Source organism: Streptosporangium sp. NPDC002607 (assembly GCF_053592655.1).
On the sequence record NZ_JBSFWD010000002.1, the window covers coordinates 91,172 to 116,142 of the forward strand.

The following is a 24,971-nucleotide window of genomic DNA, read 5'->3' on the forward strand; positions in this document are numbered from 1 at the left end:
CGCCCGTGAGGGGCCTCCTCACGGGCGGTGCGGTTTTCCGGGCTCAAGGCTCCGAACGGCGCCGCGGGCTTCGGGAACGGCCCGCGGCGATCCGTCCTACAGGCCGTACTCCTTGGTGATCCGCTCGTGCCGCTCCACCTCGACATCGACGGCCTTGGCCAGATCGAGCCAGGCCAGCGGGTGCACCCAGCGCTCGGTGGCGTCGTCCAGGAGCGCGTCGAGCTCGACCGGGCTGATGTCCGGCGGGACCGCGATCCAGCCGAACACGCCGGGCAGCGGCTCGCCCGTGGTCGGGTGGGTCACGGTGTAGTTGTCGTCGCTGTAGACCCACATCGGCCAGCCACGCTCGGCCATGACCTCGTTGAACTCCGTCCAGTCGGCCTGGCTGGGCGCGGCACCGTCGAAGAACCAGCTGGTGTAACCACCGGGGCGGAGCATGCTCACCGCGGCGAAAGGCGGGACGAACTTCTCCTGCTCCTCGGCGCTCTCCGGAATCGGCTCCAGCAACTGCGGCTCGAAGACGACCAGGTCACCGGCGTTGTACTCCATGCCGGGAGGCTGGGGAATGGCCAGGCGCGCCGTCGCGGGGCCCGTGCGCACGCTCAGGACCTGACGCTGGCTGCCGTCGGGGGCGGGGAGGATGATGCGCACCAGGCCCATCTCCTCCTCGATCGGTCCCTCGCTCGACTGCAGCGGAATCCCGATCCTGGCGGCGCCCAGGCGGACGGTCTCCCAGTCTTCGGCGGCCGTCGCCATGACGACCATCCTCCACAGGTCCTGCTGCTCGATCTCCTCGGAGTCGAGGAGATCGCGCAGGATACCCGCGCCCTTGGCGTTGTCGCCGAGCTGCTGCACCGCGGCCGACCACAGCCTGGCCGCGTCGATACCGCCGCCGGCGGCGACCGCCGCCTCTCCCTCGGCCGCCGCCTGCTCCCAGCGCTCCCGTGCGGTGTGCAGGCGCCCCAGGGCCATGTGGCGCTGCACGGCGGGCAGCCGCTCGGCCATCTGCTCCAGGCGCTCGTCCTGACGGGCCTCGATCAGCAGGCTGCTGAGGTACGCGGAGTCCTGCGGGTCGGCGTTCTCGATGTCGCCGGACTCGACCAGCATGGTCCAGTAGATGTCGGCACCCCTCGCCGGGTAGCCGAGAAAGCCCAGCGTGGTGGTGTGGCGCCGGGTGCCCTCCACGTCGCGGCCGGACAGCGGGGCCAGCCAGCCCACCCAGCGCTCCGGGTCGGCGTTGAAGCCGTCGGCGGCGTCGAAGGAGCCGACCAGCTCGTCCTCGGAGACCGGGGCAGGAAGCGCGGTGGCCTCGTCGGCGGCGGCGCGCAGCGCGGCGATCCGCTCGGCGACGTCACCGGAGTTCCTGAGCTCTCCCGCCGCCGACTCCGCCAGGTCGGCCAGGAGACGGACCTGCCAGATTCCCTGGCGGGCGACCGCCAGTTGCCCGGCGACGAGCGCCAGCTCGACCCGGGCGCGGTAGCCGCCCATCATCGCGAAGTAGTCGATCCACTGCTTGAGCACCCGGCCCAGCTGCCAGGTGTTGGTGATCTGCGCCGACCCGGCGAGTGCACGGATGGCGTACGACCACTCGACCCAGGCGCGGGGGTGCTCGCCGACCACGTCGAGATCGGGCAGGGCGTCGACGGACTCCTGTACGCGATCGAGGGTCACGAGCACGAGCGCACGGAGCACTCCCTCGCGATACCCCTTGGCCACCGGGTCGTCCGGCTTGAAACCGGCCGCGGCGTCGAGCGCGGTGAGCGCGTCCTCGGCGCGGCCTGCGGCGAGCAACGCGCGGGCCGAGGCGGCCCCCAGCTCCCAGCTCGCCTCGCGGCCCGCGCCGCCCAGCGCCGCCACGGCGGTCTCGGCGTGGGAGACGGCCTCCTCGACGCGCCCCGCGTCGAGAAGCGCCGCGACATAGTGCTCGGCGACGGAGGCGAAGGCCAGCGAGCCGGGCTCGACCTCCAGTGCCGAGAGCGCGGCCAGCCGCTCGGCGGCGTAACCGGGGCCGTCGGCGTTCGCCTGGGCGAGGGCCAGCGCCACGACGGCACCGGGCGCGGCCGGGCATTCGCGGACGTCCTCGCGCCTGGTGAACTCGACCAGCGCCTCGGCGTCGGAGATCGCGACCGCCCCCTGCGCACGGTCGCCGATACGGCCGATCAGATGCCAGTAGCGGGCGTAGAACTCCAGCCAGGGCATCTGCAGGTTCTCCGCCTGCTGCGCGATCGCGGGCGCGAGCACGTCGAGCTGCGCGTATCGGCCTTCCAGCGCCTGCGCGGGCACATCTCCGATCGCCATAGCCAGACCGGTGTTACCTGCTTCATGCAGTTGCCGCTGGGTGTCGCCCACCCAGGCCCAGATGTCCACGTCCATGAGACGTCAGTCTGCCAGGTCGGGAAGCATGCCCCAAACGACTTGGCGATCCCGCACGGTCCAGAGGGGCGGCGTTACGGCTTCTGCCTGCACGGCTTGGAGCGTGACCTCACCGGACCCGACGCGCCCGCGACGGTGCCGCGCGGGTCAGAGCGTGATCTCACCGGACGCGACGAGGACGGCGGGCCCCGCCAGGTAGCTGGTCCGCTCGTCCAGGGTGACGGTGACGGTGCCGCCGAGCACCTCGACCGCCCAGGTGCCACTGGTCTCACCGGCCAGTCGCGCGGCGGCCACGGCCGAGGCGACCGCGCCGGTGCCGCAGGAGCGCGTCTCACCGGAACCGCGCTCGAAGACCCGCATGACGACCCGGCGCGGACCCACCGGATTGAGCAGCTCGATGTTGACTCCGGAGGGGAACACCTCGGGATCGAACGCGGGCTGGTGGCTCAGGTCGAGCTGGGCCACCGGGTCGCCGATGACGCAGGCCAGGTGGGGGTTTCCCATGTCGACGTGGATGCCTTCGTACTCGTGGCCCGCGACGATCGCGCGGCTCGACCCCAGCACCCGGGGCGGGCCCATGTCGACGGTCACGTCCCCCGTCTCCGCCAGCCGTACGCGCCTGACCCCCGTGCGTGTCGCGACGCCGAACTCCCCTGGCGCGGCGAGCCCCTCGTCGACCAGGTAACGGGCGAAGACCCGCACCCCGTTGCCGCACATCTCGGCGATGCCGCCGTCGGCATTGCGATAGTCCATGAACCACTCGGCCTCGCCGGCCTGGCCGGACACCTCCGGGCTGAGCTTCGTCCGCGTCACCCGTAGCACGCCGTCCGCGCCGATCCCGGCGCGCCGGTCGCACAGCGCCGCCACGAGTGTCGCGGGCAGCTCCAGCTCACCGTCCGGGTCGGGAAGGATGACGAAGTCGTTCTCGGTGCCGTGCCCCTTCGCGAATCGCATGCCCCAACTCTATCCAGGCCCGCGTCCGCCCCCCGTCGCCCCGGTGAACGGCCCATCCTCCGGCACATCGGCCGGGGAACCGCCGGATCGCCGACCGGCGCGTCAGCGCGGGTCAGGCCGGTTCGGCGTGGTTCCCGGTCCCGCCCGGCCGGGAAGGCCGGCGCCGGGAGGGTCAGCGCGGTCAGCCGCGAATCGCGGCGAGCGCGCGTCCCAGCAGGTCGGGTTCCTGCTGGGGGAGCCAGATCACCCGGGGGTCGCGACGGAACCACGACTCCTGACGGCGGACGAACCTGCGCGTCGCCCGTACCGTCTCCTCCTTCGCCTCCTCCTCGGTGCACTCACCGCCGAGGAAGCGCAGCACCTGCGCGTACCCGAGGGCACGACTGGCCGTGCGGCCTCCGGCGAGCCCGTGTGCGGCGAGCTCCCTGACCTCGTCCACCAGCCCGGCCCGCCACATGCGCTCGACCCGCGCCTCGACCCGGGCGTCCAGCACCGCCCTCGGCACCTCCACCCCCAGCTGAACGCTGTCGTAGACGGCGTCGTACGACGGCATCGTGGCCGAGAACGGCCGCCCGGAGATCTCGATGACCTCCAGTGCGCGGACGATCCTGCGGCCGTTGCTCGGCAGGATCGTCTCGGCCGCCTTGGGGTCGCGCTCGCGGAGCCGCTCGTACAGCGGGGCGGGGCCGTGCAGGTCGAGCTCGGCCTCCAGCAGGGCACGGACCCGCGGGTCGGTACCGGGGAACTCCAGGTCGTCCAGGGCGGCCCGCACGTACAGCCCGGACCCGCCCACCAGGATCGGCACCACCTCCTTGGCCCGCAGGTTGTCGATCAGCGGCCGGACCAGCGACTGGTACTCGGCCACGCTGGCGGTTCTGGTCACGTCCCAGATGTCCAGCAGGTGGTGGGGAACCCCCCGCCGCTCCCCCATGGAGAGTTTCGCCGTCCCGATGTCCATACCTTGGTAAAGCTGCATCGAGTCGGTGTTTATCACCTCGCCCCCCAGTTCGAGGGCGAGATCCACGGCCAGATCGGACTTTCCGGCGGCGGTCGGGCCGACGACGGCTATGACGGGTAGCTGAGGCACGGGGTAATTCTGCCAACTCGCTGGGTATGGGGGAGAGGCGATGCATCCCGTGCATCGGGATTGGGGGATACATCATGTCCATCTTCGACAAGGTCAAGAACATGCTGGGCGGCGATGCCAAGACCGAGGAACTCGTCAAGAAGGGCATCGACAAGGCGGAGCAGATCGCCAGGGAGAAGACCGGAGGGAAGCACGACCAGCAGATCAGCACCGCCGCGCAGAAGGCAAGGGAGATGGCTGACAAGATCGACGATCAGCCGGGCACGACACCCGGCACCGGCCAGAGCGGCGCCGCGCCCGATCCCGGTCAGACCGGCCGGCCCGACGCGCCTCCGCCCTACGGCCCGTAGGCGCCGGCCGCACGATGGAGCGGATCCCGATCCCGGTCAGTCCCAGTCAAGCGTCGGCTGCAGATAGCCTTCCAGGGTCAGCAGCCACCGCTTCGACTCCACGCCTTCGCCCCCGCTGAACCCGCCGAGGCCGTTTCCGGCGACCACCCGGTGGCACGGCACGATGACGGGGATCGGGTTGGCTCCCATGATCGACCCGATGGCCCGCGCCGGAACGCCCGTCCCGCTCCGGGCCGCCAGTTCCCCGTAGGTCACCGCCTTGCCATACGGCACCGTTTCGTACAGCGTGCCGAGCACCCTGCGCTGCACCGGCGAGGTCAGCCGCCAGTCCACCGGCACGCCGAAGACCTTCAGCCTGCCCGCGTAATAGTCGCCCAGCTCGGCGAGCACCCCGGCGGTCCTGCCTGGATCGTCCACCTCGTCCAGCCTCAGCCGCTCAAGCGCGCGGGTCCTGAACGCCGCCGGGTCACCCCAGCCCACGCTCACCACCCCCTCCTCGGTCACCGCGACGACCATGTCCCCCAACTGCGTCGCGACACTCCCGAACGCCACGGTTCCCACCATCGACCTCGCATCCCCATCACCTCGGGCACGGCGCCCATCCGTCACCGTGACCACTGCGGCCTACCTGTTCGTTGCCATCTCGCGCGTCAGTCCGTCGGCGGGGCCGTCCGTTCCGTCCAGCGGGCGGCGAAGTAGCCGACGCCGTAGGGCGCGTCGTCATAGAGGAGCTCTCCGCGCAGGGCGCTGCCGCAGCCGCCCAGGACCTGCAGGGCCGCACGGCCGGCGACCCACAGCTCGGCGGCCTCTCCGGGGTCGAGCGGCGGGATCTCGGCGCGGGCCAGCGCCAGGGCGATCGCCCTGTTGTACGGCTCGGCACGCGAGTCCAAATAACCGGGGGACTTCTCGGTGAGGCAGGCCGAACCGTCGGCCATGACGAGCATCGCCACGCGACCGGCCGTGGCCGCCAGCCGCTCGCCCAGGGCCGCGCACTCCGCCGGGGGCGCGTCGAAGGAGATCGCATGAAATGCCGAGGCGGTCAGGTGCTCCCTGTCGAGGAGCCAGCGGCCGACCGACAGCGACAGTGGCAGGACGGGCTCCCCCTCGCCGCTTCGCACGTCGACGCCCCAGGGAGCGAGGCTTCCCGCGGCGTCCGCGCCGTACGTGACGGTCCGGTCCGCGCCGCCGACCACCACGATCGTGTCGGCTCCGGCATCACGCAACGCGCCGAGCGCGGCCGCGCAGGCCGCCCGGAGATCGTCGAGTTCCACAGCCGCCGCTCCGGCCAGTTCGGGGAGCAGCAGCGGGGGGTGCGGGCACACAGCCGCGGCGACAAGCACCCGGCCAGACTAACCGAGTCCTCCCGGGGAACCTCCCCGGGAAAGAGCGCCGGGGCACGGTGATTCTCTCAGCGCGCCCCGGCGTCCCGCTCATGACCGAAAGCCGCGCAGAGGCAGGAGGCACGGCTTTCGGCCCCGCGTCAGCCGCCGATCGGGCCCTGGGGGTGCACGTAGCCGGTGGCGCCGTCGGCACGGGGGTCGTCCGGAACCTCCGGTGGCTTCTGCGGACTGCTCTGCTGCTGCGACGGCTTGTCCGCCGCGGGTTTCCCCGCGGCCGAATCGGCTCCCGACTCGCTCTGGCCCGTCCGGTCGGTGCCTGTGCCCGTGTCGGTACCCGCGCCTCCGGTGGAGGTGTCATCGCCGCCGGAGGCGGTGTTCGACTCCTTCTCCGGCTTCTGCTTCTCCTCCTGCGGCGCGTTCTGGTCAGGCTCGGGGTTCTGAGCGGCCTCCTGGGCGCTCTCCGGCGCCCTTGGCGGCGGCGCTCCAGGGCCGTCCTGGCCGCCGTTCACGACGGCGAAGACGACGCCCCCGCCCAGGAGGGCGGCGGCGAGGACGGAGAAGACGGCTATGGCCGGGCCGCTTCTCCGCCGGGACTTGCGGGACCTGCGTGGCTTGCCGGGCTCACCGGCGGGACCGGTAAGGATCTCTGTTTCTCCGGGACCGCCCGGAGATGGAGGGACATGCATGGGGAAAACTCCCTGCGGTTCTCGGGGGGAAACCTCCTCGGTTTCCGAAGGGTGCCGAACCACAGTAACCACAGTGGGGAAATGCTCACACACCAATCACAAATGAATCACGAAATATCCTCCCTTAGAGGACTCATGATGTCATCGTGCGCGTATGCCCTGGCAGGGAAGGTGACAGCGCCGGAATCCCCGCTCCCGCAGGGGATTCCAACTATTCGATCATGAGCGTACGCCCCCCGGAACGGCCGCCTCCGCAAGGGACGTCCCGGGGGAGATCCGTCCGGAAAAAATCTCAGCGGAGGCGTACCCGAAGCCTCGTGCGGGACCTCAGGTGGCGGAGCAGCCCGAGATGTCCGGGAGCGGAGCCGGGCGGCCGATCGAGGGCATGCCGAGCATGACACCGGAGCCGGAGCCCGCCGGGGCGCCCTGGCGGGCCTCCCAGGCATCGCCCGCGCGGGTACGGCGGAGCCTCAGGGCGGGACCGTCGGCCACCAGGTGGTGCGGCGCCGCGTAGGTGACCTCGGCGCTCACCACGTCGCCGGGGCGCGGGACCTCGGCCCCCGGGGTGAAGTGCACCAGGCGGTTGTCGGGGGCCCGCCCCGACATGCGCCTGGTCGCCTCGTCCTTGCGGCCCTCGCCCTCGGCCACCAGCACGTCGAGGGTCCGGCCGACCTGCTTCTTGTTCTCCGCCCAGGAGATCTCGGTCTGCAGGGCGACGAGTCGCTCGTAGCGCTCCTGCACGACCTCCTTGGGGATCTGGTGGTCCATGGTGGCGGCAGGGGTGCCCGGCCTGATGGAGTACTGGAAGGTGAAGGCGTTGGCGAACCGCGACTCGCGCACCACGTCGAGGGTGCCCTGGAAGTCCTCCTCGGTCTCGCCGGGGAAGCCCACGATGATGTCCGTGGAGATGGCCGCGTCGGGCATGGCCGCGCGGACCCGCTCGATGATGCCGAGGTAGCGCTCGGCCCGGTAGGAGCGGCGCATCGCCTTGAGGACCCGGTCGGAGCCCGACTGCAGCGGCATGTGGAGCTGGTGCATCACATTAGGCGTCTCGGCCATGGCCGCGATGACGTCGTCGGTGAACGCCGCCGGGTGCGGGCTGGTGAAGCGGACCCGCTCCAGCCCCTCGATCTCGCCGCAGGCCCGCAGCAGCTTGCCGAAGGCCAGCCTGTCTCCGAACTCCACACCGTAGGTGTTGACGTTCTGGCCGAGGAGGGTGATCTCCAGCACGCCCTGGTCGACCAGGGTGCGGACCTCGTTGAGGATGTCGCCGGGGCGGCGGTCCTTCTCCTTGCCGCGCAGGGCGGGCACGATACAGAACGTGCAGGTGTTGTTGCAGCCCACGGAGACCGACACCCAGGCGGCGTAGGCGGACTCGCGCTTGGTCGGCAACGTGCTCGGGAAGGTCTCCAGGGATTCCTTGATCTCGACCTGGGCCTCCTGCTGGACGCGCGCGCGCTCGAGCAGCACCGGCAGCGAGCCGATGTTGTGGGTGCCGAACACCACATCCACCCAGGGCGCCCTGCGGACGATCTCTCCCTGGTCCTTCTGCGCCAGGCAGCCGCCCACGGCGATCTGCATGCCGGGATTGCCGAGCTTCGAGGGGCGCAGGTGCCCGAGGTTGCCGTAGAGCTTGTTGTCGGCGTTCTCCCGTACGGCACAGGTGTTGAACACGACCACGTCGGCCGTCTCCCCCTGGGCTGCCGGAACGTATCCGGCGTCTTCCAGCAGACCCGACAGACGCTCGGAGTCGTGCACGTTCATCTGGCACCCATAGGTACGGACCTCGTACGTGCGGGCGCTCTCCACGGTGGCAGTCATCTCACGACAAGGGTAGGCGCTCCGCCGAACCTTCGGTACGGCCCGCCATCGGCCGGACTCAGGGTAACGGGCACGTCACCGTCCGCCGATTACCAAGAGGTAAGTAGGCCGTGATCTGATCGGTACCGCAGGGTTAGCACGGGGTGCCCTTTACAGAATTACGTTATCCACCATGACGGAGAACGGGGACAAGACTCCTTTGGTGGTGCTCGAAGGCGTCAACAAGCACTTCGGTAGCCTGCACGTCCTGCGGGACATCAACCTGACGATCTCTCGTGGTGAGGTCCTCGTCGTCATCGGCCCCTCAGGGGGCGGCAAGTCGACCCTCTGCCGGACGATCAACCGGCTGGAGGCGATCGACCAAGGGACGATCACCTTCGACGGGCAGCCGCTCGCCGTCGAGGGCAAGGCGCTGGCCAAGCTCAGGTCCGAGGTCGGGATGGTGTTCCAGTCCTTCAACCTGTTCGCCCACAAGACGATCCTGGAGAACGTCACGCTCGGGCCGATCAAGGTCCGCGGCATCGCCAGGGCCGACGCCGAGCGGCGGGGCATGGAGCTGCTGGAGCGGGTGGGCATCGGCGCGCAGGCGTCGAAATATCCCGCGCAGCTCTCCGGAGGCCAGCAGCAGCGCGTGGCCATCGCCCGCGCCCTGGCCATGGACCCGAAGATGATCCTGTTCGACGAGCCGACCTCTGCGCTGGACCCCGAGATGGTCCAGGAGGTGCTCGACGTCATGATCAGCCTTGCCCAGGAGGGCATGACGATGATGGTCGTCACCCACGAGATGGGCTTCGCCCGCCGCGCGGCCGACCGCGTGGTCTTCATGGCCGAGGGCCAGATCGTGGAGGAGAACACCCCCGAGGAGTTCTTCACCAACGCCCGTACCGACCGGGCCAAGGACTTCCTTTCCAAGATCCTCACTCACTGACGGCTCTGTTCAACCCCTGAGGAAAGACGAGGTAGCAAGAATGCGTGTACGTCGTATTGGAGCCGTGGTGATCGCAGCCGCCGCGGCGATGGCCGGCCTGACCGCGTGCGGTGACGGCGGCAGCGGAAGCGACAAGTTCGTCGTGGGTATCAAGGTCGACCAGCCCGGCCTCGGGCAGAAGCAGCCCGACGGCTCCTTCAAGGGTTTCGACGTCGATGTGGCCAGGTATGTCGCCAAGGAGCTCGGCTACGCCGACGACAAGATTGAGTTCAAGGAGGCCATCTCGGCCAACCGTGAGTCCTTCATCCAGCAGGGCCAGGTCAACGCGGTGATCGCGACCTACTCGATCACCGACGACCGCAAGAAGAAGGTCTCCTTCGCCGGCCCGTACCTGGTCACCGGCCAGGACATCCTGACCCGGGCGGACGACACCACGATCAGCAGTGTCGAGGACCTCAAGACCAAGAAGGTCTGCGGCGCTCAGGGCTCGTCCTCTCCCGCGCGCCTGGTCGAGAAGTTCGGCGACGAGTGGAAGAGCCAGTTCCTCACCGAGCAGCAGGGCTACGGCGCCTGCCTGCCCCTGCTGGAGAACAAGCAGGTTGACGCGATCTCCACGGACGCGACGATCCTGGCCGGCTTCGCCGCCCAGTCCCCCGGCAAGTTCCGCCTCGTCGGCCAGCCCTTCTCCGAGGAGAAGTACGGCATCGGCCTGAAGCTGGAGGACAAGGAGACCCGCGAGAAGGTCAACGCGGCGGTGGAGAAGATGTTCCAGGACGGCAGCTGGAAGAAGGCCGTCGACGCCAACTTCGGGGAGTTCGGGAAGTTCTTCACCAACCCGCCGGCTGTCGAGCGCTACTGACCGGTCACATCTCGGCCGGGGCGCGCGGACGCCCCGGCCGGTGACCACTGGAGGGACGAGTGCAGGCACTCTTCGATGAATTCCCGGTCATTCTGGGCGCTTTCTGGCTGACGATCCGGCTCACTCTCGCCAGCGGGCTGGTGGCGCTCGTGCTCGGGACGATCCTCGCGGGGATGCGGGTCAGCCCGTTACCTGTGCTGCGCGGAATCGGCACGACGTACGTGAACGTCCTGCGGAACACCCCGCTGACCCTGGTGATCGTGTTCTGCGGGCTGGGCCTCGGACTGGTCCTGGACGTCTCGTTCTCCACGAGTTTGTCCACCAACTACATGTGGCTCTCCATCATCGGCCTGTCCGCCTACACCGCGGCGTTCGTCTGTGAGGCCCTCCGGGCCGGGATCAACACGGTGCCGGTCGGCCAGGCCGAGGCGGCCCGGGCCATCGGGCTCACCTTCGGCCAGAACCTGAGGCTGATCGTGCTGCCCCAGGCGTTCCGCGCGGTGATCGCCCCGCTGGGCAGCATCCTGATCGCGCTGACCAAGAACACCACGATCGCCGCCGCCATCGGGGTCGGAGAGGCGTCCCTGACGATGAAAACGCTCTTCGAGGCGCACGGCGACGCGGTCGTGCAGATCTTCGCCGGGTTCGCGCTGGGCTTCCTGATCCTGACCCTGCCGACCGGGCTGCTGTTCGGCTGGCTGGCCAAGCGTCTGGCGGTGGTCCGATGACCGCGGTGACCACCGAGCGCCCCCGGCGCCCGGCGCGCGGGCGCGCCGGGAACTCCGAGCGCGTCAGCGTCCTGTACGACATTCCCGGTCCCAGGGCCAGGATCCGCAACACCGTGCTCACCGTGCTGGTCATCGCCGCCACGCTGTTCGCGGTGTACGTGATGGTGACCAAGCTCGACGAGAAGAACCAGCTCAGCGCCGAGATGTGGACGCCGTTCCTGCGCGGCGACGTGTGGCTCAACCTGATCCTGCCCGGCCTGCTGAACACGCTCAGCGCGGCCGCGGTCGCCGCCGTGATCGCGGTGCCGTTCGGCTTCGTCTTCGGCATCGGCCGGCTCTCGGAACGGGCCTGGATCCGCCTCGCGGCGGGTGCGGTGGTCGAGTTCTTCAGGGCGATCCCGCTGCTGATCATGATCTTCGCGGTGATGTTCGGCGGGAGCGCGGTCTTCGGGCTCACCGTGACGCCGTTCACCGCGGTGGTCGTCGGCCTGGTCCTGTACAACGGCTCGGTGCTGGCGGAGATCGTGCGGGCGGGCATCCTGTCGATCCCCCGGGGACAGCGGGAGGCCGCGCTGGCGGTCGGCCTGCGTCCCGGTCAGGTGATGCGGATGATCCTGCTGCCGCAGGCTGTCACCGTGATGATGCCGGCCATCGTCGCGCAGCTGGTGGTGCTGCTGAAGGACACCGCCCTGGGCTTCATCGTGTCGTTCGAGGACCTGCTGAACGCGGGGGCGCGCGTGCTGCCCTCCAACTTCAACAACATCATTCCCGCGGTGATCGTCATCGCGATCATCTACATCATCATCAACGTGATGGTGGGCACCGTCGCCACCTGGCTGGAGATGCGGAGCCGTCGCAGCAGGAAGACGGCAGCACAGCCGATCGCCCGGCCCGACTCACCGACCGCGGTCGAGGGCGGCCCGGGAAATCCGGCGCCATAGAAACCGCAGCGGTCGAGGGCGGTCACCGGGTCCGGTGGCCGCCCTCCTCCTATGCCGGGCCGGGTGCTCCGCGGCAGGTGAGGGTCCCACCGGCGGTGAAATCCTCACCTGTGGAAGAGGTCGGATCAACTACCTCTACCCCCTCATTCCCCCCCGGTCCTGCGGCTCGTGCCGACCGCCGGCGGCATATCTCTGGTGACGCGAGCGTGATACCGGCGACACGGAGCGGGTTATCGGGCAGGATTGCGCCATGTCCCCCGAGCAGGCCATCCTGCCGTACGCCACCTGGCCCTCGCCGATCTCCACTTCCGACGTCGCCCGCTCCGGGCTGCGCCTCGGGTTCCCGACGGTGCTCGGCGAGGAGGTCTGGTGGACCGAGGACCGTCCCGCCGAGGGCGGTCGGACCACCATCGTGCACCAGAGCGCGGACGGCACGCGGCGCGAGTTGCTGAGCGCGCCGTGGAGCGCCAGGACCAGGGTCCACGAGTACGGCGGGCGGTCGTACGCGGTGGTGCCCGGCGAGGGCCTGGTGTTCACGAACTTCACAGACCAGCGGCTCTACCTGCTGCCCACCGATGGCGAGCCCCGGCCGCTCACACCCGAGCCCGAGCAGTCCGCCGCCCTGCGCTACGCGGACCTCCTCGTCCACGACGGTCAGGTCTGGTGCGTCAGGGAGCGGCACGACGACGGTGAGGTGAGCCGGTCGATCGTGTCGATCCCTCTCTCCGGCGAGGCCGAGCCCCGCGAGCGGATCAGCGGGCACGACTTCTACGCCTCCCCCACCGTCTCCCCCGACGGCGAGCACCTGGCCTTCATCTGCTGGAACCATCCCCAGATGCCGTGGAACGGAACCGAGCTGCGGGTCTGCCGGCTGGCCGACGGCACCTCCTGGAAGGTCAAGGGGGGCATCTCCGAGTCGGTGCTCGCCCCGCAGTGGCGTGACGAGCGGCACCTCTACGCGATCTCCGACTGGTCCGGCTGGTGGAACCTCTACCTGGTCGGGATATACGGCACCGCGACCCGGGCGCTCTACCCGGCGGAGGAGGAGTTCGCGGGCCCGCTGTGGCAGCTCGGCGCGACACCGTACGCGCTGATGGCCGACGGCAGCCTCGCGGTCCTGCACGGGCTGGGCGGTCTGCGGCTGGGCGTCTTCGACCCGGACAGCGGCCTGCTGAGCGACCTGGACGTGCCCTACGACGGCTGGGATCCGGCGCTGGCCACCGACGGGCACGCCCTGGTCGGTATCGGGTACGGACCGGCGCTGTCCCGCTCGATCGTCCGGGTCGACACGGTGACCGGCGGCGCGCAGGAGCTGCGCAGGGACATCAACGAGCTGCCCGACCCCGCCTACCTGCCACTCCCCAGAACCGTGGAGTTCGAGACCCGGTTCGGGCGCGAGGTGCACGCGTTCCTCTACCCGCCGTCCAACCCCTCGGCGCGCGGCGAGGGTCCCCCGCCGTACGTCGTGTTCGTGCATGGCGGGCCGACCGGGCACAGCGTCGGAGCGCTCGACCTGGAGAAGGCGTTCTTCACCAGCAGGGGCATCGGGGTGATCGACGTCAACTACGGCGGTTCCACCGGCTACGGCCGCGCCTACCGCGAGCGGCTGCGCGGCCAGTGGGGCGTGGTCGACGTCGAGGACTCGATCGCCGCGGCCGAATGGCTGGCCGCGGAGGGACTGGCCGACCCGGCGCGGATCGCGATCCGGGGCGGCAGCGCGGGCGGCTGGACGGTCATGGCGGCCTGCTGCACGTCCGACGCGTTCGCCGGGGGCGTCTCCTACTACGGCATAAGCTCGCTCGCCACGTTCAGCGCGACCACCCACGACTTCGAGTCACGCTACATCGAATGGCTGATCGGCCCGGAAGATCCTGTTCTGTACGCCTCGCGCGAGCCTCTCGGCCAGGTGGCCGGGGTGAGCTGCCCGATGCTGCTCCTGCAGGGCCTCTCCGACCCCGTGGTCCCGCCTGAGCAGTCGCAGGCCTTCGTCGACGCCCTCGCCGAGCGTGGCATTCCCTGCACCTACCTCACGTTCGAGGGCGAGGCCCACGGCTTCCGCCGCGCCGAGACCCGCAGCGCGGCGCTGGCCACCGAGCTCGCCTTCTACCAGCAGATCTTCCACGTCTGAACGCTCACCTGCGGCCTCTCGCCCCCGGCGCGAGTCTCCGTCCGGCGGGCGACCTTTCGAGTGCCGGGCCGGTCAGCGGGCGAACTCGGTGGCCCGGGACTCACGGACGACCGTGATGCGGATCTGACCGGGGTAGGTGAGCTCCTCCTCGACCTGCTTGGCGACGTCGCGGGCGATCACCTGAGCCTGGATGTCGTCGACCGAGCCCGGCTTGACCATGACTCTGATCTCACGGCCCGCCTGCATGGCGAAGACCTTCTCGACCCCCTCGTAGGAGGCGGCGATCTCCTCCAGGCGCTCCAGTCGCTTGACGTAGGCCTCCAGCGACTCTCGGCGGGCGCCCGGACGGCCGCCGCTGATCGCGTCGGCGGCCTGGGTGAGGACGGCCTCGACGGTCTTGACCTCGACCTCGTTGTGGTGGGCCTCGATGGCGTGGACCACGTCCTCGTGCTCGCCGTACCGCCTGGCGATCTCGGCGCCGATGAGCGCGTGGCTGCCCTCGACCTCGTGGGTGAGGGCCTTGCCGATGTCGTGCAGGAGCGTGCAGCGCTTGAGCAGCGTCGTGTCGAGCCGCAGCTCGGCCGCCATGATACCGGCGATGTGGGCGGACTCGATGAGGTGGCCGAGCACGTTCTGACCGTAGGAGGTGCGGTAGCGGAGCTGGCCGAGGAGGGTGACCAGCTCGGGGTGCATGTCGGTGATGGCGAGCTCCACCAGGGCGTCCTCCCCCGCCCGCACGCACAGCTCCTGGACCTCGGCCTTGCTGCGCTCGTGGGCCTCCTCGATGCGCTGCGGATGGATGCGGCCGTCGAGGACGAGTTTCTCCAGGGTCAGCCGCGCGGTCTCGCGGCGGACCGGGTCGAAGCACGACAGCAACACGGCTTCCGGCGTGTCGTCGATGATCAGGTTGACTCCGGTGGTCGACTCGAAGGCACGGATGTTACGGCCCTCGCGGCCGATGATGCGCCCCTTCATCTCGTCACCCGGCAGGTGCAGGACGCTCACGACGGACTCGGCGGTCTGCTCGGTGGCCACCCGCTGGACCGCCAATGTAACGATCTTGGTGGCGCGCTTCTCGCCCTCCTTGCGTGCCTCGCTCTCGATCTCCCTGACGATCAGGGCCGCCTCGCGCTTGGCCTGGTTCTCGATCTCCCGGACCAGCTCGGCTCTGGCCTGGTCGCCGGTGAGCCCGGACACCCGCTCCAGGATGGCCTTGCGCTCCTCGGCCACCCGTTCGAGATCCTCGCGGCGATCGGCCAGCTCGGTCTCCGTCTCGGCGAGCTTGCGGGCCCGGTCGGCCTGGCGCCTGGCCTCATCGTCGAGGCGCTGCTCCCGCTCGGCCAGCCGGTTCTCCCTGCGTTCGAGGTCTGCCCGGAGTTCCTTGAGCTCGTATTTCAGCACCTTGCCCTCGGCCTCGACCTCCTTGCGCATCTCGGCCGCCGCCTCGACCGCCGACTCCGATTTGCGCAGGAGCTCTCCGGCGTCGTCCTGGGCCTTCGCCCGGATACCGGCGGCCTCACGCCTGGCCTCCTCCAGCTGGGCCGAGACCTCGGCCTCCTGCTCCGAGGTGAGGCCCCTTGGCCCGGCTCCTCCGATGCGACGCAGCAACACGACCAGCACGGCTGTCATCACGACAAGAGCCACAACCGCCACTGCCAATATGACGACCACGACCGGATCCATGCGCGCCTCACCTTCCTCGCGTCGCAAATATCAAGCACACGAGGGGTCACACGCACGGCACGGAAAGCTCAAGAGACGGCGCTGTCGGGACAGAAGTGAGCCCAGAGGGATCACTCACCGGCTTTTCCCGCCGGCCCGCTCTCTCGCCCTCATCCGCCAAGCCTGCTTGTCCGTATTACACCGCTATGACAATCCGCACTGCGCGGAGTAACTCCTCACTGCCGTTGAGATTAAGCGTCAGAGAGGTAACGAGCAAGCAAAGACCTAGCGTCGGGCTGCTTTGAGCTAGTCGAGGGGATAGCCCGAATCTTCCGTGAATGGCGCTGTTTCTGCCTCATCATCCTCCAGCACTTCGCGGATAACGCGAAACGCCAGGCCAGGACCGTATCCCTTCCGAGCGAGCATGCCGGCCAGCCTGCGGGTCCTGACCGCGGGGTCCAGGCCACGGGTCGAGGAGAGCTTGCGCCGCACGAGGCCACGGGCGGTCTCCGCCTCCTGCTCGGGGTCGAGCTGCTCCATCGCGTCCTTCACGGTCTCCTCGTCCACCCCCCGGTGCCGGAGCTCGGAGGCAAGGGCCTTTCTGGCAAGCCCCCGCCCGGCATGGCGAGAGCTCACCCATGCCGCGGCGAACGCCTCATCGTCGATGAGCCCGACCTCGGAGAAGCGCTCCAGCACGGCGTCCGCCGCCTCCTGGGGCACCTCACGCTTGCGCAGCGCCTCCGCGAGCTGAGCTCGGGTGCGCGGCGCCATCGTCAACAGCCGCAGGCAGATCGCCCGCGCCACCGCCTGCGGATCGGCCCCGGCTCCCTTCCTCGCGGGAGATTCCTCGACCGGTCCGTCAGGAAGGAAGCCATCAGGAAGGGCGCCCGGGGAGCCGCCCCCGGACCGTCGCCCACCACGCCGGGAGCCACGTCCCTTCCGGCTTCGCGGCTCGCCACCGGCAGGACCTGCGGCCTCCCCCTCGGAAGCGGGGAGACCATCGCCCCGCCCCCGCCCGCTTCTGCCCGGCGAGCCGACCTGGGGCTCGTCAGGCCAGGCACCCCAGTCTCTCGGCCCGACCTCACCGGGCGGACCGAGGTCGGCTCCCATCATCATCGTTCAGCCCGAATCAGGCGTCACCCGGCTTGGGAGTGGCCGCCTTGGAACCGCGACCGGACGCGGCGGCCGCCGGAGCCGGACCGGAACCACGGCCGGACGCGGCGGTCACCGGAGCGGCGGGCGGCGGGGTGGCCGGGCTGTCGACGCGCGGGCCGACGCCGAGCTTCTCCTTGATCTTCTTCTCGATCTCGTTCGCCATGTCCGGGTGGTTCTTGAGGAAGTTTCGCGCGTTCTCCTTGCCCTGGCCGAGCTGGTCGCCCTCGTAGGTGTACCAGGCTCCGGACTTGCGGACGAAGCCGTGCTCCACACCCATGTCGATCAGGCCGCCCTCGCGGGAGATGCCGACGCCGTAGAGGATGTCGAAGTCGGCCACCCGGAAGGGCGGGGCCATCTTGTTCTTGACGACCTTCACCCGGGTGCGGTTGCCGACCGCCTCGGTGCCGTCCTTCAGCGTCTCGATACGGCGGATGTCGAGACGGACCGAGGCATAGAACTTCAGCGCCTTTCCACCGGTCGTGGTCTCGGGCGAGCCGAACATGACGCCGATCTTCTCGCGGAGCTGGTTGATGAAGATCGCGGTGGTGCCGGTGTTGTTGAGCGCGCCCGCGACCTTGCGCAGCGCCTGGGACATCAGGCGTGCCTGGAGGCCGACGTGACTGTCGCCCATCTCACCCTCGATCTCGGCCTTGGGCACCAGGGCCGCGACCGAGTCGATGACCAGCAGGTCGACGGCGCCGGACCGGATCAGCATGTCGGCGATCTCCAGCGCCTGCTCGCCGGTGTCCGGCTGGGAGACGAGCAGCGCGTCGGTGTCGACGCCCAGCTTCTGGGCGTACTCGGGGTCGAGCGCGTGCTCGGCGTCGATGAACGCGGCGATGCCGCCGCCACGCTGGGCGTTGGCCACCGCGTGCAGGGCGATCGTGGTCTTTCCCGAGGACTCGGGACCGTAGACCTCGACGATACGGCCGCGCGGGAAGCCCCCGATGCCGAGCGCCACGTCGAGCGCGATGGAACCGGTGGGGACCACCTCGATGGGCGCCCGGGTCTCGTCGCCCAGGCGCATGATGGAGCCCTTGCCGAACTGCCGCTCGATCTGAGCGAGCGCGGTCTCGAGCGCCTTCTCGCGGTCGTTAGCTGCCATGGGAGCCCCCCTGGAGGGTCGCGGGTTGGATCGGTTGCCAGAAAGCTACGGGGTGCCGCCGACAATTTCGGGAGGGCACGCCAGGAGTGACGGCCTGTTCAATATAGCCGAACGACTGTTCGATCGCGGCCCGTTGGCATCACGTGTTCCGGGAACCGTGATCCACCGCGGGACTCTTCCGCGCGGGGCCGGTCACAGACCTGGGGCCGTGGTCGCGAGGAGCGCGGACCCATCCGGGAGGCGACATTTCCGGGAATTGTCCTGAGCCTGTTGTAACCAGGCTGACCTGGGGCGATCCTGAGGGGAAACGACCCGAGGTGCCCGACGTGCCCAACACGTTCACGCAGCAACGCCTAGCCCATCTCGACTCCCTGGCCGCCGAACTGCGACAACGGGGGCTGGTGAGCCGCACCCTCGGAGGCGCCGCTCCGGTGTTGTGGGTATGGCATCCGGACAGCGGCCGGCAGACCATCGTCTTCGCCACCCCCGTCAGGGACGGCTGGCTGTTTCTGTGGTCGCCGGACGGCGAGGAGAGTGCCGACGACCCCGTGCACGCGGCCGGCTCGGTGGAGAGACTTCTCGCTCCACCCACGGAGCCCTCCTGACCATCCCCGGCCACTCCTCAGCGGAGCCTGGGAGAGACGTCGGTCACCCCGCACACGGCGTGCCAGACCTCCTTCGCCCCGACCCCCTCGGCCAGCGCCTGGATCACGGTCCGGCCGCCGAGGTCGGCGATGACGTAGTCATGGGCCCACGACTCGGCGTACTGGTCACCGAAGTGCAGCTTCATCCGCTTCCAGAAATCCGACAGGCGCATGCCCCAAGTATGAGACCACACCGGCGTGCCGCGGCCCGCGCCCGGCACGCCGCACGTCGGCGGCGTCCCGGTCGCCCGGTCTCGGTGAAAGGGAGACCCGGGGACGGGGACCGGCGGGGGCGGGGTCCGCGCGTCGGCGGGAGTACGGGCCGCCACGGGGGCAGGGCGGACCGTCGGAGCACGCGGGAACCGTAACCGAGGGCGACCGGCTCGCGGCTGAGGGGCGGCGCGGACCGTCAGAGCACGCGGGAGCCGTACATCTCGCCGAGGGGGTCGGCGAGCAGTTCCACGCGCGCCCCGTCCGGGTCGGTGAAGTAGATGGAGGTACCGCTCTCCACCTGGTGCGGCACGCCCGCCGCCGCCAGCTTGCCTCGCAGGCGCTCCCAGGTGGAGGGGTCCACGGAGATGGCGACGTGGTGGAGCCCGCCGAGGACCTCCCGGTAGGGGCCGAGGTCCAGCCCCGGGAAGTCGAAGAAGGCGAGGAGGTTGCCGTTGCCGATGTCGAAGAAGAAGTGGTTCGACCCCTGGTAGTCGCGGTTCTCGAAGATCTCCGTGAGGGGGAACTCCAGCAGGTCCTGGTAGAACCTGATCGTCGTCTCGACGTCTGAGGAGATCAGCGCGAAGTGGTGCAGCCCTCTCGCGCTGCTCGGCGGACGGTTCTCCCTGAGGTGCTCCGCCTTGATCCGCTCGCGTTTCGCCTCGATGGCCTGGTAGTCGATGCTCACCGTTAGCTCACCACTCAATGCGTCCTGTGTTCGCCAAAGCATGCCTGCGGCGACAGGAGCCAACCTACTCCTGGGGCGAGCCATACCGGCGATGCCCCGTCGAACGCCTCCGGCGTACAGATCCGGTGATCTGGCGGTGGCACCGGTGGATCACGTATCCGCAGCCGATGAGCCGGCCACCGGCCCGCGGCAGGCGGTGACGGGTTCTGTCGGTGGCGCCGTGCAGTATGGGCGGTGGCCCGGTTGGCCGGCCGAGCCGGGAGGCAGGGGGCGCGATGAGCGAGACGGCGGGCGCGGACGGGGCGCTGGGGCACTTCACCCGGATGACCAGGGACTGGTTCACCGGGGCCTTCGCCGCGCCGACCGCGGCACAGGAGGGGGCGTGGGCGGCGATCGCCCGGGGTGACAACACCCTGGTGGTCGCCCCCACGGGCTCCGGCAAGACGCTGGCCGCCTTTCTGTGGTCGCTCGACCGGCTGGCGGCCGGGCACTCGGCCACCGGGTCTCCCCCGCCCGGCGAGGACGCCGGGTTCCCCGGAAGCGCCGGAGCCGCCACCACGATCATGGACGCCCCGGCGGGCGCCGCCGTCCCGGACATGACGGGCGGCACGGGCGCCGGGGGGAGGCGGAGCCGTTCCCGGCGGGACGAGAAGCCACCGAGGCTGTGCCGGGTCCTCTACGTGTCGCCGCTCAAGGCTCTGGCCGTCGACATCGAGCGCAACCTCCGGGCGCCGCTGGCCGGGCTGCGACAGACCGCGAGCAGGCTCGGCCTCCCGGTGCCGGAGATCTCGGTGGCGATCCGCTCGGGCGACACCTCAGCCGAGGAGCGGCGCCGGTTCGCGACCAGGCCGTCAGACATTCTGATCACCACCCCCGAGTCGCTGTTCCTGCTGCTCACCAGCCAGGCCCGCGAGGCACTGCGCGGCGTGGAGACGGTCATCGTCGACGAGGTGCACGCGGTGGCCGCCACCAAGCGCGGCGCGCACCTGGCACTCAGCCTGGAGCGGCTCGACGCCCTCCTGCCCCGGCCCGCGCAGCGCGTCGGCCTGTCGGCGACCGTACGGCCGGTGAGCGAGGTCGCCGCCTTCCTGGGCGGGCCCCGTCCGGCGACCGTGGTCCAGCCGCCCGCGGGTAAGGAGATCGAGGTCGAGGTGGTCGTCCCGATCGAGGACATGACAGAGCTCGACACGCCGCCCACCTCCCCCGCCTCCGACGACGACCGGTGGCTGACCGAGACCCCGGCCAAGCGGTCGATCTGGCCGCATGTGGAGGAGCGGCTGTTCGACCTGATCGGGGGGCACGGTTCCACGATCGTGTTCGCCAACTCACGGCGGCTGGCCGAACGGCTCTGTACCCGCCTCAACGAGCTGGCGTGGGAGCGGCGGGCCGCCGAGGCGGAGCGGGCCGAGGAGGGCACGGAGGCGGATCCCGCGCACTGGGCCGAGAACTTCCCCGAGCTCCCCGCCTCCCTCTCCACCCCGGCGGCCATGATGGCGCAGGCCGGTTCGGCCAAGGGGGTCGTCCCGGAGATCGTGCGGGCCCACCACGGGTCGGTGTCGAAGGAGGAGCGTTCCCAGATCGAGGAGGCGCTCAAGTCCGGGCGACTGCCCGCCGTGGTCGCGACCTCCAGCCTGGAACTCGGCATCGACATGGGTGCGGTGGACCTGGTGGCCTGTGTGGGGGCACCGCCGAGCGTGGCGAGCGGCCTGCAGCGGATCGGCAGGGCCGGGCACCAGGTGGGAGCCGTCTCACGTGGTGTGATCTTTCCCAAGTACCGGGGTGACCTGGTCCAGACGGCCGTGGTGGCCGAACGGATGAGAAGTGGGGAGATCGAGGAGCTGCGCTATCCGCGCAATCCTCTCGACGTCCTCGCCCAGCAGATCGTGGCGATGACCGCGCTGGACGAGTGGACCGTCGACGAGCTGGAGGAGGTGGTACGACGAGCCGCCCCCTACCGGACGCTGCCCAGAAGCGCGCTGGAGGCGACCCTCGACATGCTCGCCGGGCGCTACCCGAGCGAGGAGTTCGCCGAGCTGCGACCGCGCATCGTCTGGGATCGGGTGGCCGGCACCCTGCGAGGCCGTCCCGGAGCCCAGCGGCTGGCGGTCACCAACGGCGGCACGATCCCCGACCGGGGGTTGTTCGGCGTGTTCCTGGTCGGGGAGAAGTCCTCCCGGGTGGGTGAGCTGGACGAGGAGATGGTCTACGAGTCGCGGGCCGGTGACGTGTTCGTGCTGGGCGCGACCTCCTGGCGGATCGAGGAGATCACGGCTGACCGGGTGCTGGTCACTCCCGCGCCCGGACAGCCGGGGAAGCTCCCGTTCTGGCACGGCGACACCGCGGGGCGCCCGGCGGAGCTGGGGAAGGCCATCGGCGCGTTCCTCCGCCAGATGTCCTCGGCGGGCGCGGACGCCGAGGCGGGAGACGGTGGTACGGAGAGCGCGCTGCCGAGGGACGCGGGGGCGGGAGCCCGAGGAACGCCGAGCTCGGTCGCGGGGAACGCACGGACGGGAGGCACGAGGACAGGGCATCCGGAAACACCGGGCTCAGGGACGGGAAACCCTAAGTCGGGAAGGGCGAAGGCAGAAGCGGAAAGCGCGGGGACGGAAAACGCCGAGGCCGGAAACGCGGCACGGGATGGGGCGCTGGAGAGGATCAGGGCGGCGGGGCTGGACGGGTTCGCCGCGGCCAACCTGCTCGCCTACCTGGCCGAGCAGCGGCAGGCGACCGGTTATGTGCCCGACGACCGGACGTTGCTGGTCGAGCGGTTCCACGACGAGCTGGGCGACTGGCGGGTGGTGGTGCACTCCCCGTACGGAGCACGGGTACACGCGCCGTGGGCGCTGGCGATCGGGCGGCGGCTGCGGGAGCGCTACGGCGTCGACGTGCAGGCCGTGCACTCCGACGACGGGATCGTGCTGCGCATCCCCGACACTCTCTCGGAACCTCCGTCCGACATCGCCGCCTTCGACCCGGACGAGATCGAGCGGATCGTCACCGAGGAGCTCGGCGGTTCGGCGCTGTTCGCGGCGCGGTTCCGCGAGTGCGCGGGGCGGTCCCTGCTGCTGCCGCGCCGCGTGCCGGGCAGGCGGTCGCCGCTCTGGCAGCAGCGGCAGCGCGCGTCGCACCTGCTGAACGTGGCCGGCCGCTACGCGTCGTTCCCCGTGGTGCTGGAGACGATGCGCGAGTGTCTTCAGGACGTGTTCGACGTTCCGGGGCTGGTCCGGCTGATGCGCGACATCGAGGCGCGGCGGGTCCGGCTGGTGGAGGTGGAGACCGGGAAGGCGTCGCCGTTCGCCGCGTCGCTGCTGTTCAACTACATCGGCGCGTTCATGTACGAGGGGGATGCTCCGCTGGCCGAGCGCCGCGCCCAGGCACTCGCGCTCGACACGAGCCTGCTGGCCGAGCTGCTGGGCCAGGCCGACCTGCGCGAACTGCTCGACCCCGATGTGATCGCCGACACCGAGCGGGAGCTGGCCCGGCTGGACCGGCCGCTGCGCGACGCCGAGGACCTGGCCGACCTGCTCCGCTCCCACGGCCCCCTGGTGGCCGAGGACGTGAGCGTGCGCGAGGGTGACCCGGCGTGGCTGGCCATGCTGGAGGGTTCCCGGCGGGCGATCAGGGTTCGGGTGGCCGGGCAGGAGCGGTGGGCGGCGATCGAGGACGCCGCCCGGCTGCGCGACGCGCTCGGCGTGCCGCTGCCGATGGGAGTGCCGCACGCGTTCCTGGAACCGGTGGACGATCCGCTGGGCGACCTGCTCGCCAGGCACGCCCGCACGCGCGCCCCCTTCTCCGCGAGCACGGCCGCGGCCAGGTTCGGCCTCGGCACCGCGGTCGTCACCGACGCGTTGCGCCGCCTGGCGGCCTCCGGGCGGGTGGTGAGCGGGGAGTTCAGGCCGGGTGGCCGAGGCGAGGAGTGGTGTGACGCCGGGGTGCTGCGGATGCTGCGCCGCAGGTCCCTGGCCAGGCTCCGCAAGGAGGTGGAACCGGTCTCCGCGGAGACTCTGGCCGTCTTCGCCCCCGCCTGGCACGGCATCACCGACTCCCCGCGGCGGGGCAGGCCGCCGATCGACGCGCTGGTGAGCGCGATCGAGCAGTTACAGGGCTCGGCGGTGCCCGCTTCGGCGCTGGAGACGCTGATCCTGCCCTCGCGGGTGCCCGGATACGACCCGTCGCTGCTGGACGAGCTGACGGCCTCCGGCGAGGTGATCTGGGCGGGGCAGGGGTCTCTGCCGGGTGGCGACGGCTGGGTGTCGCTCTACTTCGCCGACACCGCGCCGCTGCTGATGCCCGATCCCGCCGACATCACGCTGACCCCGGTGCACGGGGCGGTGCTGGAGGTGCTGGGCGGTGGGGGCGCGCTCTTCTTCCGCGAGCTGGCGAGCCGGGCCGGCGTTCTTCTGGCCGGTTCGGTCCCGGACGACCGTGCCCTGTCGGCCGCCGTGTGGGACCTGGTGTGGTCGGGCCGGATCACCGGTGACACGCTGGCGCCGCTGCGGGCCACGCTCGGGACGGGGCGCCCCGCGCATCGCCCGGCTCCGACCCGGCGTCGGCGGGCGGTGCTGCCGAGCCGGAGCGGCCCGCCCACGGTGGGCGGGCGCTGGTGGACGCTGCCCGCCCCCGCCGAGGACGCCACCCAGCGCGCCCACGCCCAGGCCGAGGTGCTGCTGGAGCGGTACGGCGTGGTGACCAGGGGCGCGGTGACCGCCGAGCGGCTGCCCGGCGGGTTCGCCGCCGTCTACCAGGTGCTTCGCGCCTTCGAGGAGAGCGGCCGGTGCCGCAGGGGCTACTTCGTGGAGGGGCTGGGCGGCGCCCAGTTCGCCCTTCCCGGTGCCGTCGACCGGATGCGCGCCATGTCCGTCTCACTCACCGCACCGCCGAGCGCGGCACCGGTACCCGACCCGTGGAGCTCCCGGAAGCCCGAGGGCGCGGGGGAAAGCGGCCGGCGAGCGGTGGTGCTGGCGGCGACCGACCCGGCCAACCCGTACGGGGCGGCCCTGCCGTGGCCCGCCCACCCTGGCGAGGTGTCCCACAAGCCGGGCAGGAAGGCCGGATCCCTGGTCGTGCTCGTCGACGGGCACCTGATCCTCTATGTCGAGCGCGGCGGTAAGACCCTGCTCTCCTTCTCCGGAGACGACCGCCTCAGGCCCGCCGTCGACGCCCTCGCGCTCGCCGTACGCGACGGCGCCCTCGGCAAGCTGACCGTCGAGCGCGCGGACGGCACCGCCATCAACGACTCCCCCCTGGCCGCCGCCCTGGAGTCCGCGGGCTTCCACCCGACCCCCCGGGGGCTGCGTCTGCGGGGTTAGCAC

20 protein-coding genes are annotated in these 24,971 nt (G+C 70.7%); 8 read left to right on the plus strand and 12 right to left on the minus strand.

From position 1 onward, the window contains the following. Positions 1-96: 96 nt before the first annotated feature. From ACWD3H_RS02905 to miaA, 3 genes are all read right to left on the minus strand, one after another. Entirely contained in the window at positions 97-2,373 is a 2,277-nt protein-coding gene (locus ACWD3H_RS02905; RefSeq protein WP_451953812.1) for a tetratricopeptide repeat protein, read from the minus strand. A 147-nt stretch (positions 2,374-2,520) separates the two neighbouring features. Continuing rightward, entirely contained in the window at positions 2,521-3,327 is an 807-nt protein-coding gene (gene dapF, locus ACWD3H_RS02910; protein WP_451953813.1) for a diaminopimelate epimerase, read from the minus strand. A 181-nt stretch (positions 3,328-3,508) separates the two neighbouring features. Continuing rightward, positions 3,509-4,414 carry a tRNA (adenosine(37)-N6)-dimethylallyltransferase MiaA gene (miaA, locus tag ACWD3H_RS02915; RefSeq protein ID WP_355549062.1) on the minus strand — a complete coding sequence of 302 codons (906 nt, stop codon included), beginning with the start codon at positions 4,412-4,414 and terminating at the stop codon, positions 3,509-3,511. A 74-nt stretch (positions 4,415-4,488) separates the two neighbouring features. Here miaA and ACWD3H_RS02920 point away from each other — a divergent pair, with 74 nt between their 5' ends. Beyond that, the gene (locus ACWD3H_RS02920; protein ID WP_355549060.1) at positions 4,489-4,764 is read left to right on the plus strand and encodes an antitoxin; all 276 of its coding nucleotides are present in this window, start codon (positions 4,489-4,491) and stop codon (positions 4,762-4,764) included. Positions 4,765-4,800: 36 nt separating this feature from the next. On the opposite strand, the gene ACWD3H_RS02925 is transcribed toward ACWD3H_RS02920, so the two are convergent. The 4 genes from ACWD3H_RS02925 to miaB form a co-directional block, all read right to left on the minus strand. After that, entirely contained in the window at positions 4,801-5,316 is a 516-nt protein-coding gene (locus ACWD3H_RS02925) for a methylated-DNA--[protein]-cysteine S-methyltransferase (protein ID WP_451953814.1), read from the minus strand. 98 nt (positions 5,317-5,414) lie between these two features. Next, positions 5,415-6,104, minus strand: coding sequence for a class III extradiol ring-cleavage dioxygenase family protein (locus ACWD3H_RS02930; RefSeq protein ID WP_350955596.1), 690 nt, complete (start codon positions 6,102-6,104; stop codon positions 5,415-5,417). Positions 6,105-6,244: 140 nt separating this feature from the next. Beyond that, complete coding sequence (locus ACWD3H_RS02935) at positions 6,245-6,790, minus strand: hypothetical protein (RefSeq protein WP_451953815.1); 546 nt, start codon at positions 6,788-6,790, stop codon at positions 6,245-6,247. 327 nt (positions 6,791-7,117) lie between these two features. Then, the gene (miaB, locus tag ACWD3H_RS02940) at positions 7,118-8,611 is read right to left on the minus strand and encodes a tRNA (N6-isopentenyl adenosine(37)-C2)-methylthiotransferase MiaB (protein ID WP_451953816.1); all 1,494 of its coding nucleotides are present in this window, start codon (positions 8,609-8,611) and stop codon (positions 7,118-7,120) included. A gap of 172 nt (positions 8,612-8,783) precedes the next feature. Here miaB and ACWD3H_RS02945 point away from each other — a divergent pair, with 172 nt between their 5' ends. The 5 genes from ACWD3H_RS02945 to ACWD3H_RS02965 all read left to right on the plus strand — a co-directional run bounded on the left by ACWD3H_RS02945 (position 8,784) and on the right by ACWD3H_RS02965 (position 14,195). Further along, positions 8,784-9,539: an amino acid ABC transporter ATP-binding protein gene (locus ACWD3H_RS02945; protein ID WP_326637213.1), complete on the plus strand. Its 756-nt coding sequence runs from the start codon at positions 8,784-8,786 to the stop codon at positions 9,537-9,539. 40 nt (positions 9,540-9,579) lie between these two features. Then, positions 9,580-10,398 (plus strand): glutamate ABC transporter substrate-binding protein, encoded by an 819-nt coding sequence (locus ACWD3H_RS02950; protein ID WP_451953817.1) that lies wholly within the window; start codon positions 9,580-9,582, stop codon positions 10,396-10,398. Positions 10,399-10,457: 59 nt separating this feature from the next. After that, positions 10,458-11,126, plus strand: coding sequence for an amino acid ABC transporter permease (locus tag ACWD3H_RS02955; protein WP_451953818.1), 669 nt, complete (start codon positions 10,458-10,460; stop codon positions 11,124-11,126). Then, on the plus strand, positions 11,123-12,067 hold the full coding sequence (locus ACWD3H_RS02960) for an amino acid ABC transporter permease (protein ID WP_355549048.1): 945 nt from the start codon (positions 11,123-11,125) through the stop codon (positions 12,065-12,067). Before ACWD3H_RS02955 ends, ACWD3H_RS02960 begins: the two co-directional genes overlap by 4 nt. A gap of 250 nt (positions 12,068-12,317) precedes the next feature. Beyond that, positions 12,318-14,195: a S9 family peptidase gene (locus ACWD3H_RS02965; protein WP_451953819.1), complete on the plus strand. Its 1,878-nt coding sequence runs from the start codon at positions 12,318-12,320 to the stop codon at positions 14,193-14,195. Between the two features lie 72 nt (positions 14,196-14,267). On the opposite strand, the gene rny is transcribed toward ACWD3H_RS02965, so the two are convergent. From rny to recA, 3 genes are all read right to left on the minus strand, one after another. Continuing rightward, complete coding sequence (rny, locus tag ACWD3H_RS02970; RefSeq protein WP_350913146.1) at positions 14,268-15,878, minus strand: ribonuclease Y; 1,611 nt, start codon at positions 15,876-15,878, stop codon at positions 14,268-14,270. Positions 15,879-16,163: 285 nt separating this feature from the next. Further along, positions 16,164-16,973, minus strand: coding sequence for a recombination regulator RecX (gene recX / locus ACWD3H_RS02975; RefSeq protein WP_451953820.1), 810 nt, complete (start codon positions 16,971-16,973; stop codon positions 16,164-16,166). Positions 16,974-16,986: 13 nt separating this feature from the next. After that, entirely contained in the window at positions 16,987-18,117 is a 1,131-nt protein-coding gene (gene recA / locus ACWD3H_RS02980; RefSeq protein ID WP_355549042.1) for a recombinase RecA, read from the minus strand. A 326-nt stretch (positions 18,118-18,443) separates the two neighbouring features. On the opposite strand from recA, the gene ACWD3H_RS02985 reads away from it, so the two are divergent. Then, positions 18,444-18,722, plus strand: coding sequence for a hypothetical protein (locus tag ACWD3H_RS02985; protein ID WP_451953821.1), 279 nt, complete (start codon positions 18,444-18,446; stop codon positions 18,720-18,722). A 17-nt stretch (positions 18,723-18,739) separates the two neighbouring features. Here ACWD3H_RS02985 and ACWD3H_RS02990 read toward each other — a convergent pair whose 3' ends face one another. Together ACWD3H_RS02990 and ACWD3H_RS02995 are read right to left on the minus strand one after the other, a co-directional pair. After that, entirely contained in the window at positions 18,740-18,934 is a 195-nt protein-coding gene (locus ACWD3H_RS02990) for a DUF3046 domain-containing protein (protein ID WP_030904097.1), read from the minus strand. Between the two features lie 236 nt (positions 18,935-19,170). Further along, on the minus strand, positions 19,171-19,659 hold the full coding sequence (locus ACWD3H_RS02995) for a VOC family protein (protein WP_451953822.1): 489 nt from the start codon (positions 19,657-19,659) through the stop codon (positions 19,171-19,173). A 275-nt stretch (positions 19,660-19,934) separates the two neighbouring features. Between ACWD3H_RS02995 and ACWD3H_RS03000 the strand changes: the two genes are divergently transcribed. Then, positions 19,935-24,968, plus strand: a complete 5,034-nt coding sequence (locus ACWD3H_RS03000; RefSeq protein WP_451953823.1) for an ATP-dependent helicase — start codon at positions 19,935-19,937, stop codon at positions 24,966-24,968. Positions 24,969-24,971: the final 3 nt, after the last annotated feature.

Coding starts and splice junctions, on each gene's coding strand:
- ACWD3H_RS02905 (WP_451953812.1), bottom strand. CDS start 2,373: ATGGACGTGGACATCTGGGCCTGGGTGGGCGACACCCAGCGGCAACTG.
- dapF (WP_451953813.1), bottom strand. CDS start 3,327: ATGCGATTCGCGAAGGGGCACGGCACCGAGAACGACTTCGTCATCCTT.
- ACWD3H_RS02920 (WP_355549060.1), top strand. CDS start 4,489: ATGTCCATCTTCGACAAGGTCAAGAACATGCTGGGCGGCGATGCCAAG.
- ACWD3H_RS02935 (WP_451953815.1), bottom strand. CDS start 6,790: ATGCATGTCCCTCCATCTCCGGGCGGTCCCGGAGAAACAGAGATCCTT.
- miaB (WP_451953816.1), bottom strand. CDS start 8,611: ATGACTGCCACCGTGGAGAGCGCCCGCACGTACGAGGTCCGTACCTAT.
- ACWD3H_RS02945 (WP_326637213.1), top strand. CDS start 8,784: ATGACGGAGAACGGGGACAAGACTCCTTTGGTGGTGCTCGAAGGCGTC.
- ACWD3H_RS02950 (WP_451953817.1), top strand. CDS start 9,580: ATGCGTGTACGTCGTATTGGAGCCGTGGTGATCGCAGCCGCCGCGGCG.
- ACWD3H_RS02960 (WP_355549048.1), top strand. CDS start 11,123: ATGACCGCGGTGACCACCGAGCGCCCCCGGCGCCCGGCGCGCGGGCGC.
- ACWD3H_RS02965 (WP_451953819.1), top strand. CDS start 12,318: ATGTCCCCCGAGCAGGCCATCCTGCCGTACGCCACCTGGCCCTCGCCG.
- rny (WP_350913146.1), bottom strand. CDS start 15,878: ATGGATCCGGTCGTGGTCGTCATATTGGCAGTGGCGGTTGTGGCTCTT.
- recX (WP_451953820.1), bottom strand. CDS start 16,973: ATGATGATGGGAGCCGACCTCGGTCCGCCCGGTGAGGTCGGGCCGAGA.
- recA (WP_355549042.1), bottom strand. CDS start 18,117: ATGGCAGCTAACGACCGCGAGAAGGCGCTCGAGACCGCGCTCGCTCAG.
- ACWD3H_RS02990 (WP_030904097.1), bottom strand. CDS start 18,934: ATGCGCCTGTCGGATTTCTGGAAGCGGATGAAGCTGCACTTCGGTGAC.
- ACWD3H_RS03000 (WP_451953823.1), top strand. CDS start 19,935: ATGAGCGAGACGGCGGGCGCGGACGGGGCGCTGGGGCACTTCACCCGG.